Genomic DNA, 10,491 nt, shown 5'->3' on the forward strand with positions numbered 1-10,491 from the left:
ATTTTAATCTTTTTAATTCCATATTCCTGATTATATCTCTTTTTGGCAAAATTTCAAATGCTGTTGCCCTGATTCTTTTTTCTTGTCTGAAAAGTGTAAAAATAAATTGCGAAAGAGGCCTTTCGCAAAAAGTGCCTCTTTCGCAATCCTTTTGATATCACTAAAAAAGGGTTGGCTGCGACCGTGTATGACCTGCTCTGCTCCGGTTTTATCCACACGGCCCTCTTTTTTTCCGGTCTGTGCCCATCCGTGTAAATAGCTCCTTCAAAAAACGCATCTCAGGCATTCGCCAATAAACAACCAGACAAACCATGTTTGGCACCACTGCACAGAGCAGAGCCTTCCACAAAAATCCCAAAATGTTCGTTTCCGTTATTCCGCACAGCAGCTTTGTCAGCCCTCCGGCAGCGGCGGCCACCGCCAGATGGAAGAAATAGCACGAGAAATACTCGCCGGGTGCCTGCTTCAATCCATAGCGGAAGAGCCCCAGCGGTTCGATCCAGAAGGGCATGGACATCGTACTGATCAGCGTCCCGGTCAAAACGCCGGCAATCCCCCATCTTCGTGCAAGAACAATGGAAACCCCCAGATTGACCAGTGCCTCAAAGATTGATTTATAGCGCTCATCCCAAAACAGCCCCATAACACTTTTGCTGTTTGCCACCGGGATCCGCATACTGGTTATGTAAAAATTCACCACAATCAACAGGACTGTTTCGGAGGGAAGCAGATATCCGTCCCCCAGCCAGAGCTCGATAAATGGATCATAGAGACACAGCAGACAGGTGCTCATCCACCCGAACAGCCACGCCGCGCAGAAATTGAGACGACGGAAGGCCGTTCTTTTCTCCTGCACTGTCGAGGTGACAGTCAGATTCCCCAAGGCGGGCATAACAGCATTGGACAGGGCGTTGACCGCTATATTCAAAAGGCCCCGGAGCATCATGTAGTTGGAGTACAGCCCGGTGGTTTCAATGCCCACAAATTTGGAGATGAGAAGATTATCCGTACTGAACACCGCTACGGAGCCAATCCGGTGGAGGATCATGGCCCCCACATTCCGGCGGATATCTCCCAGCACCTCCTCCGGAAGGGGGCGGGCCTCCCGCTCCCGCAAAAAGGGATATAACCGATCGGCCTGGGCCGAGATCACCATGTTCTGCACCAGAGTGGCCACAACAGCGATGTACAGATAATACACATAGTTATGGGTGAGCAGCAGCACCGTGATCTGCGCCCCGGTGGCGAACAATGCCACCACCGTACGGACCGTGGCGTCGATGTACTTCTTTTGATACACGAACAGCAGCGTGGACTTATAGGACCAGAAATAGGAGATGCCGGTATTGACTACGGTCAGGGCATAGATCAGGGGGATGCTGGGGATGTCCCCCGGCATTTCCTTTACAAAAAAGTTTAGAAACGGCGACAGCGCCAGCCCCGCCGCCAAGACCGCCGCGCCCACCGTTCGATAAACCCGGCGGTACAGCCGGACCAGGGATTTGATGAGCTCTGTATCCCCCTGGGCCACAGGCCGGTACAGGCTATAAGTGATGGATACCCCAAACCCCAGCTCCGCTAGTGAGAGCGCGGATAGAATATCTGAGAACAACCCGTTTAGGCCTAAATACGCTTTTCCCAGTGTGAAAACGAACACCCGGCGGGATGCGAACTTCAGCGCGGCCAATATGAGTTCACTGGCCAGTATAAACTTTAGGTTTTTTGCCACATGCTTTGTTGCATCCATGCGATTCCCTCACTCCGCCCCCGATCTCAGCCGCTTGACCCAGCAGTAGACAGTGCCCGCAGCCCAAAAGAGGGCAGCGTGAGTTCGCAGTGTCAGCACTGCCGCTATGGTCTTTCTCTTCCGGCAGAAGGACAGTGCCCGCCAGCTGAAATGGCGGCGGCTGTGGTTCTGAAACAGCTTCAGATACTCCCAAAGCGGCCCATCCGTACCGCCCTCCACCGCCTGCATGGCCAGACGCACCCCGGTTTCCAACGCCAACAACCGGAAGCAGGACACCGCCTCGGGGGAAAGCCAGCTGGGCGCTTCGGTGCAGATATTGTCCAAAACCGACAGTACAGTGCATCGCTTTTCGTTTACACCGCTGTTGATCAGGCTGCCTGTACGGTAGGTATAGTGGTACAGCCAGCAGGGGATGCAGCTGATTCGCTCCACACGCTTGAGCAGCTGATAAAAAAACAGAAGGTCCTCACAGCATAGCTCTTCCTCGATGAAAGGCGTTTCCTTCACCAGCTCCATAGGATAGATTTTACCCCACACCGTCCACAGGAAGGAAGTTCTCTGGGCCAAGCATTGGACCGCCTCCGTCCGGGAATAGACAGCGGCAGGGCTTTCCTCCAGCCCCATACCCTCATTCCCGCACACGCAGATATCCGCTCCGGTCTCCCGCCAATTACGGTACAGCGCCTCCAGAAGACATGGCTCCACGTAGTCATCCGCGTCGATAAAAACAGCGAATGCCCCCGCCGCCCTGCTTACACCCTGGTTTCGGGCGGCGGATACCCCTCGGTTGGACAAAAGATGCACACACTGAAACCGTTTGTCCCGGGCCACCCAACCGTCGCAGATCTTGCCGCTGCCATCGGTGGATGCATCATCCACCAGGATAACCTCCATATTGGGATAGGTCTGGGCCGCGATGGAACCGAAGCATCGCTCCAGATATGGCTCCACGTTGTACACCGGCACGATGACGCTGATCTTTGGGGAATTCCGTTCCATGACCTTACCCACCTTTCAGCCCTTTGAGACGCAGAAAGGCAGCGGCGATCCCCCAAAACACCATCGCTCCCACACACAGCGCCAGTGCAGCTGCCGCATCCTTTTTGGATGGAAAGAGGGACAGCGCCCTCCAGCTGAAATGCCGCCGGGCGTCATTGCTCAGCTTCTTCAAATACGCATAAGCAGTCCCGTCCTCCGCCCCCGCTTTCACGGTCAGCATGGCCATGCATCGGTCGGTTTCCAACGCCAGCCGTCGGAAATGGGGCTCGGCCTTCGGAAAAGCGATGGCGGCGTCCCGGCAGACCAGCTCCTGAACAGCAAGAGCGGTGCACTTGCGCCCACTCATCCCGCTGCGCATCTGACTGCCTTCCCGGCTGACGTAGTGATACAGCACATCGGGAATGCAACTTACCTTCTCTGACCGCTTGAGCGCCTCATAGAGAAAGAGAAGGTCCTCGCTGTAGAAAACATTTTCGTCGAAGGGGCACGCGCGCGCCAGCTCGGCACAGTAGAGCTTACCCCACGGAACATGGTTGAAGGGCGCGCCCTTAGCCAGACAGCATACCGCCTCCGCCCTGGAATAGGTCCGGGCCGGACCGCTCTCCAGCCGGATTCCGTCCGCCCCGCAGGTGCTGATATCCGCACCGCTCTCTGTCAGGCTGCGGTACAGTTTTTCCAGCAGGTCAGGTTCCACATAGTCGTCTGCGTCCACAAAAGAGAGGAACGCCCCTGCCGCCCGCCCTACGCCCTCGTTCCGAGCGGCGGACGGTCCCCGGTTGGCGGGGAACCTCACATACTGAAATCTTTCGTCCCGCTCTGCATACTCCTTGCATATCTGGCCGCTGCCATCGGTGGATGCGTCATCCACCAGGATAACCTCCATATGGGAATAGGTCTGGGCTGCGATAGAATCCAGGCACTGCCGCAGATATGGTCCGGCATTATATACCGGTACCACCACACTAATCAGGTTCATTTCTTCACCTTTCCTTCCGCTGTCCAGCGGTAGTACTCCGCCAATCTCCGATGCATTTCCTGTACACTGAACAATGCCTCCGCCCGCTCCCTGTTGCTGACGGACATGTGGTTCAGCTTCTCCACATCACTGCCGCACCGCAGCAGAGCCTGCGCCAGGGCAGGGACATCGCCGGGCTCTACCAGGATGCCGTTCGCCTCCGTAACCACCTCCGGGATGGCCCCCACACGGGTGCTGATGACAGCCTTCCCTGCCGCCATTCCTTCTAGGATGGCCATGGGCAAGCCCTCATGATAGGAGGGCAGGACCACAGCGGCGGCATTTTTCAGCAGCTCCAGCTTTTTTTCTCCGTCCACCCAGTCCAACACTGTGACGTGGCTGCCCAGCTCCTTTTCCGCCACCATGCCCCGGATCCGCTCCACCTCACCGTCTCCCGCTATGCAGATGGTCAATCCCGGGGCTTGTTTCACTGCCAGCGCTGCCGCCTCTATGAAATCGTAGGTCCCCTTCCTGGCCCCCATGCGGCCCAGCATAACAAAAGAATGGAGGTGCTCCGCCGGGTCGGAGACTGCCGCCTGAAACGCGGCGAGGTCCACACCATTGTACAGCACCTGGCAGATTCCGGTATGGAACCGCTCCTCCAGTTCCCGCCGCCATCCCTCCGACAGGGCTAAAACCAGGTCCGCACGATGAAAAAACCGGTCTACAATCGCTTTTCCCCAGAATCCCAGACTGTCGTAAAAGTCCAGAAACTCCGCACCGTGTATATGTATAACTGCCTTTTTCCCCGCACGCTTTATTTTGCGCAGGTAGATGCTTTTACGAAAAACGCTTCCCTTTTCCGCGGTATGTATATGGAAAAGGTCGTATTCCCGATAGCAGGCCAAAAAGCGAAGATAGGCATATGCGCAGTACAGCAGCCGCCGGAGCAGGCTGCCATCTATGCAGGAGGGAAAGACGGTAATCTCAAACTCCCGGCTTAATGTCCTGCTCTCCCGTATGCCCCGGATCACCGCAGCCATCCCGCCCCGGGAACCCGTCTCGCTGGGACCGATCACCAGTACCTTCATGAGACGCCTCCTTTACTCATAAAGCATTGAGAAACGCGTCCAGCGATGCCAGAAACGCCTCTGTATTGGAACGAAACGGCGCGGGCCTGTAATCCTGAACCCATTGCAGGGCTTCGGCCAGCCGTTCCACCTCCGGACAGGCACAGACCAGACCCATTTCATGGAAACGCTGCGTCAGCTCCAGCTGGTGGTCATCCACATGTTCCCCATACCGGGCCAGCCGGGGAACTGCAATGACCTTTTTTCCGCGCTTGACCGCCTCCACCATGGTGCCCGCGCCGCCATGGGTGATGAGAACGTCGCACCTCTCCAGCAGGGCGCCGAAGGCATCCCGGTCATAAAACGCCCGGCAGCGGCAAAAGCGGGGGATATAGCCGCTGTGCCCGGCCTGGGCGACGACCTCCTCTGTAATGATCCTGCTTTCCACCATCCGATCCACCTGCTTGAGCAGACGCTCAAAAGGAAACTTCTGGGAACCTACCGTCACAAATATCATCGCGCCTCCTCAATATATACCGCCCTCATAGAGGGCGTTGGGATAATGCTCCTGCAGCTCCGGCCACTGGATGTAGAACCGATGGGCGAAGCGGTAGAGGAGCTTTCCTGTCCGGGTGGGGGTGTTCACCTTGGCATAGGACTCAATGAACACCAGCTTTGCCCCCATTCCCCGCGCCAACAGGCATAGGGGGACGGGGGCAAGCGCCCCGGTACACACCACCACATCCGGCCGCTCTGTCAGGCAGATCAGCAGGGAGCACAACGCATTGACCACCATCCGGAGCATCCAGGCCTGTTCCTTTCGGTTCACCTGGAACAGGCAACGGCACCGGATACCGTCCAACGCCGCTGTGTACATCGTTTTTTCAGTGACAATAAAGCTGTCATACCGCTCCATAAGGGGGCGGAGCATCAGAAGCTCCGCCAGATGGCCCCCGGATGATGCGGCAAAGCAGATTTTAAGCTGTTTTTCTCTCAAACCGCATCTCCTCCAGCCTCTGAGCCGCTTCTTAGGGCCGGCGCCTCTCCGCCCCAGCGGCTCCATTGGGCGCAGCGCTTCTCCAAGGCGGCCTTAGCCTGGGCATCCAGGCCGCAGGCCATGGGTACCAGCGCACATGCGGTCAGCGTGTAGGGATAATAGATGGTGTTGTCGGTGGTGTACAGCACGAAGCAGTAGACACAGATGCCCAGGAACAGACAGCCCACATCCTTTCCCCCTTGCCGGAACCAGTAACGCAGGCGCGCCACCAGCCAGCCCCACAGCCACACCCAGTACCCCACGAAGCCGACATTCAGATACATCCGTAAAAAGTCGTTATGGATGGGCATACGGGTCTGTCCAGGCGTCTGATAGACTGTGCCGGATGCCCAGTCCACGAAGCGCTCGAAGCCCGTTCCCCTGCCCATAAAGGTGAACGCTATGTCATAATAGGGTTCCAGGTTGGCGAACATCTCCACCCGGCCCATGGTCTCGATCTGGAACCGTTCCTCCAAATAGGAAAAGAGGCCATACCGGATGCCTGCGATGTAAAGGAAACTGACGATCATCATGGCTGCGGCGGTGCCCAGTGCCGTCTGCCGGGTCGCCTTCTCCGGCAGCAGATGCAGGAAAAATGCCGCGGCAAAACCCAGGGCGACAGCAGGAACAGCGATCCGCTTCAGGCCAATCAGAAAGAAGAGGGCCGTCAATACCAACCAAAACAGAGAACGGGGAGCGTGTTTCCAGTTCAACAGCAGATAAATCAGAAACGGACCGAAGGCAAAGGTGATATCATGGCTCTCCAGCTGTACCATCAAAGGGCCGGTCTCCCCGCTGAACGTCATCAGCAGGGTGCAGAACTCCTGCAAAAACCGGCCTGCCCCTCCCTCCCAGATCACTGCCAGGACGCTGAGGAAGTTTGCCGCGCACATGGCCCCCAGGCAATACCATATCCCCTTCTCACCAAACAGATATAGCGTGGCGGCGGCTACAAGGACCGACAGCAGCTGGGGTACGACCATGCTTACACCGTTCAGCACTGCTGTACTATCCGCCCCGGAGGACACCCAGATGGCCGCAGAAAACACAAGAGGGATCATAAAGGGAAGTATCTGAATCAAGGAGTGCCGGACCAGGACCATAACGCGGCCCAGGCGCACAGTCACGATAAGATTTAGCAGTGCCAGGAACACAATCCCCAGCGCGCAGGGATTCTTGAGGCTGAGCTCTATATCCCCGATCGAGAAGTAGCTGTCCTGCAAAAAGAACATGGCTGTGGCCAGCGCTGTATAGAGGACTGGAACCACCCCTCAGCGCCCCCCTTCTGCAAAACCGCTCATCCGCTTTATCGCTGTGGATAAAAGATCACGAATGTAATAGCATTTCTCCTCCCCTGCGCAGGCAAAACCATGGTGCAGCTCGATATGGCGGTCGCTGCCTTTGGCGCGTTCTTCCAGCACCACGCCCATCTGGAACAGGGCCGCGTTCACCTGTTCCTTGTCCAGAGACTCGGCAAAAACCAGATACTGACCCGCGCCGTTGTTGCCCACAAACAGCTTGTCGGAGGGGGTAAAGACGGAGGTGAGCACTGTCACGAAATCCTTGATCATCCGGTCTCCGGCCTCCCGGCCCAGCCGGGCGTTCACCGACTGGAGGTCGGCCAGCCGGAATACAACGCAGGCGAAGCTCTCCGGAATGGGGCGGCCCTCCCGGGCGGTGATAAACTGGTCGCACTTGGCCCGGTTGGGCAGTCCATCCACCTTGTTGGTAAAAGCGTAGTACTCGATGAAGTCTTCAATTCTTCCGAATACTGCCGCGCCCGCACAGCCCAACACCCCAAAGATCACCACGATCAACACTGTGAAGATCAGAATGGGGAACCGCTCTGTGACCCGCACACTGGACAGCATCACAATATTCTGCGCCCCCAGATATTCGTTGTACTCATCGTTTGTCTCATAATAGACGGCTTGGAGGTTGTTGATCTTTTCTGCCAGATGCTGTATTTCCTCCTGAATCCGCTCCTGAGCGGACTGGGAGGAGCTGGCGGACGCCCCAGTGAACACACTGAGGATATAGTCGTTATACTGGGCGTCGATCAGGGCATGCTCGTAGCAGGTCCGATCCTCGATGTACTTCATAAGCAGCTTGTCATACTCCGCTGTACGATCCACGGGGGACCAGTTTCCATCCGGGTCCTGATCCTGCTCATCGTACACATTGGGCAGCACGTTGTTTTTCAGGGAGGACTCATTGTTCTCGTCCCCCACGCCGGTGGGAACGCTGAACTCCCCCATAGCGTTTTCATAGGAGCTGATGATACCCCGGATGCGGTCGATTTCAAAGTTGATGGCGGCATTGGAGATGGTCAGGTCATTGTTTCGGTTCCGATATTTGTCCAGCAGTACATCCCGGTCCTTAGTGACCTTTCCCTCCAAAATCTCGGAGAATAGCTGCCGCACCTCCACCTGCTTTAAAAAGTTGAATTCGTCCTTCAGGTCCTGGAAGCTGAGGCCCGTCCGGCTGGAGCGGAATTCCCCATTCCAGCTCACCTTGTCCGACAGATGCTCCACCATGCCGGTAAGGGTGCTATCCATCACCTCCACCATTTCCAGGTAGTCGTAGCCCTTGCTGGTGATATCGCTGACAGGGTTGGCCGCCAGGGCGGTGTTCACGTGTGTCTTGCCGTAATAAGCCGCGTACTCCTGGAGAATCTGGTTGAGTACCTTGCGTGGAAAATCCCTGCCGCTGCCTACACCACAGCGAAAGGTGACCAGATACCTAGTGGGGTTCAGCTCATAATCCTCCTCGCCGTTGTCCAGCTTTGACTGCTGAATCTTCAAATCCTCCTCCGTGATGACGGGTTCCACCTGAATCCCCATGCGGATGTCGTCGGTGGTGGCCTGGGTATAGTCGATATCCAGTGCCTTCATGGCCTGGGCCACCAGGTTGGTGGAATAGATCTCGGTGACGTCGATGTCCGTACCGTCCGGAGACAACCCCTCGGCGGCCCGCATCCCAGTGTATTCGATCACCGTGGCGGCGGTATACTGCTGGATGCGCAGCTGGGCCACCAAGAAAAACACGATACCCGCCAGCACCGAGAAACCCGCGATCAGGGCGCGGTATTTTTTCAAATAGCGGAATACATCCAGCTCTTTCATGTTGCGGCATCCTCCTGACCCTGTTTGCTGCGCCCCTTCTTTCCCCGGGTATTGGAGGGGCGGCTATTGAGATATTCCCGATAAAACGGCTCCAGAATGTACAGACCGCCCAAAGGTACGGCAAACAGGGCTGTCATCATAAGGGCGCAGACCGCCTCCTTCAGCACAGGAGGCATACCGAAGCACACCTGGATGTAACCGTCCCGCTTCTCCTGCACATATGCGCCGCACAGCTCTCGGCACTGGGCCGACAGGCTGGTGAGTTCCGCCTTCAGTTCCTCAATGCGCTGGTCTGCCTGGGCGCGGGCGGCGGAGGACAGACGTCCCTGAACCACCTGTGACTGGGCGTAGGTGTTATGCTCCATCTCCTTCAACAGCTTGGTGGCGGACTCCAGATGATCCTTCGCCTCGTCAGCGAAATAGTCGACGCCCACCTTGGTCCTGGACATATAGAACTCCCGGTTGGTATCATAAGTGGGAATCAGCACAAAGCGCGTCATATAGGCATTATACATGTCAATCGCCTCGAGCCGCACGTCATGGGCAGCCATATCCTTCATCCGCTCGGTGTCCAGCAGGCGGTTTGCGAACTGCATCCTGGCCCGATAGGTATTCCGGTCCAGGGAGAGGCCGTTTTCCAGCACAAACGCCTCATAGCGTTCCAGTTCGATCTCCACGAAATTCTCAATTTTTTGAGATAGGGAGGCAAAGGTCTCTCCGCCGTCCGCCGCGCGGAAGCTGCTGCTCTGGCTGCTGTAGGTAGGCAGGTAGTTTTTCAGTTTGTACGCCTGCATCTCCAGGTAATCCTTGACGTCCAGATATTCCATCCCCTCCAGCTCGTCAAAGGACAGATCCAGCACACGGTCATTCTCTGCATAATTGCGGACAAAATCCTCCCAGTATACATCGGCTAACAGGTTCAGTACCGTCTTGGGCTGGGTGTGGTACAGAGCCACCCGCTCTGAGCAGTGAATCCAGTATTCCGTTGAGATCTTCAGCGAGGATTCCTGCTCGGCGTCCAGCTTCTCCGCATCCAGCGGGGTGGAAATCGTCAGCAAGCCGGACAGTTCTTCCGCTGTAAGCTCCAAATCGCCCCGCTGGACTACCTTTTCCAAAATGGATTCAGACAAAATGCCGGACTCATTAAAGCGGGTGACATTGGGGTTCTGCCCGCGGGCCGCTTCCTCGTAGCTGAATACCATCAGCATATCGGGGGACCACAGCTTGACGCCAAGCTGGCTGGAAAACCATGTCAAACAGAACAGCGCTCCAAAGGCAGCCAGACGCCGCCTGTTCCCCGACAACCGATCCAAGCCGTCCTTCAGTCTCAGTACCGGCAGGACAGTCTTCACCTTGAAAAAACGATGGATGAGCCGAAGGGATATAAAAACCAGGCATAACGTCAAGGCCGGTCCGACCGCGCTCATAAAAATCATGCCGTACACGCTCCTTTCCTCTGTCAGGGCCGCCCTGGGTCCTGACGTCCATTAGGGCTTGTTTGAAAAATAAATATTGCACAAACCAAATAAAAGTGCGAAAATAGAGCCATGAAGCGATAT

10 protein-coding genes are annotated in these 10,491 nt (G+C 56.4%); all 10 read right to left on the minus strand.

Features of this window, described 5'->3' with window-relative positions:
• Positions 1–30: 30 nt before the first annotated feature.
• From D5269_RS15945 to D5269_RS15990, 10 genes are read right to left on the minus strand one after another with little or no spacing between them, the layout of a single operon-like run.
• A complete protein-coding gene (locus D5269_RS15945; protein WP_120486767.1) occupies positions 31–216 on the minus strand; it encodes a hypothetical protein in 186 nt (61 codons plus the stop codon).
• Positions 209–1,747 carry a hypothetical protein gene (locus D5269_RS15950; RefSeq protein ID WP_120486768.1) on the minus strand — a complete coding sequence of 513 codons (1,539 nt, stop codon included), beginning with the start codon at positions 1,745–1,747 and terminating at the stop codon, positions 209–211. Before D5269_RS15950 ends, D5269_RS15945 begins: the two co-directional genes overlap by 8 nt.
• Positions 1,748–1,756: 9 nt before the next feature.
• Positions 1,757–2,746: a glycosyltransferase family 2 protein gene (locus tag D5269_RS15955; RefSeq protein ID WP_120486769.1), complete on the minus strand. Its 990-nt coding sequence runs from the start codon at positions 2,744–2,746 to the stop codon at positions 1,757–1,759.
• Between the two features lie 4 nt (positions 2,747–2,750).
• Positions 2,751–3,722 (minus strand): glycosyltransferase, encoded by a 972-nt coding sequence (locus D5269_RS15960; protein WP_120486770.1) that lies wholly within the window; start codon positions 3,720–3,722, stop codon positions 2,751–2,753.
• Entirely contained in the window at positions 3,719–4,792 is a 1,074-nt protein-coding gene (locus tag D5269_RS15965) for a glycosyltransferase family 4 protein (protein WP_120486771.1), read from the minus strand. The genes D5269_RS15960 and D5269_RS15965 overlap by 4 nt, the downstream gene beginning before the upstream one ends.
• 16 nt (positions 4,793–4,808) lie before the next feature.
• Entirely contained in the window at positions 4,809–5,288 is a 480-nt protein-coding gene (gene pssE, locus D5269_RS15970) for a PssE/Cps14G family polysaccharide biosynthesis glycosyltransferase (RefSeq protein WP_120486772.1), read from the minus strand.
• Positions 5,289–5,297: 9 nt separating this feature from the next.
• Entirely contained in the window at positions 5,298–5,768 is a 471-nt protein-coding gene (pssD, locus tag D5269_RS15975) for a PssD/Cps14F family polysaccharide biosynthesis glycosyltransferase (protein ID WP_120486773.1), read from the minus strand.
• Positions 5,765–7,075 carry a hypothetical protein gene (locus D5269_RS15980; protein ID WP_243126911.1) on the minus strand — a complete coding sequence of 437 codons (1,311 nt, stop codon included), beginning with the start codon at positions 7,073–7,075 and terminating at the stop codon, positions 5,765–5,767. The genes pssD and D5269_RS15980 overlap by 4 nt, the downstream gene beginning before the upstream one ends.
• A gap of 3 nt (positions 7,076–7,078) precedes the next feature.
• Positions 7,079–8,932, minus strand: coding sequence for a GGDEF domain-containing protein (locus tag D5269_RS15985; protein WP_120486774.1), 1,854 nt, complete (start codon positions 8,930–8,932; stop codon positions 7,079–7,081).
• Complete coding sequence (locus D5269_RS15990; RefSeq protein WP_120486775.1) at positions 8,929–10,368, minus strand: hypothetical protein; 1,440 nt, start codon at positions 10,366–10,368, stop codon at positions 8,929–8,931. The genes D5269_RS15985 and D5269_RS15990 overlap by 4 nt, the downstream gene beginning before the upstream one ends.
• Positions 10,369–10,491 lie beyond the last annotated feature (123 nt).

Origin of the sequence: Anaerotruncus sp. 1XD42-93, from assembly GCF_009917605.1 — a bacterium.
Taxonomy (GTDB): Bacteria; Bacillota; Clostridia; order Oscillospirales; family Ruminococcaceae; genus Anaerotruncus.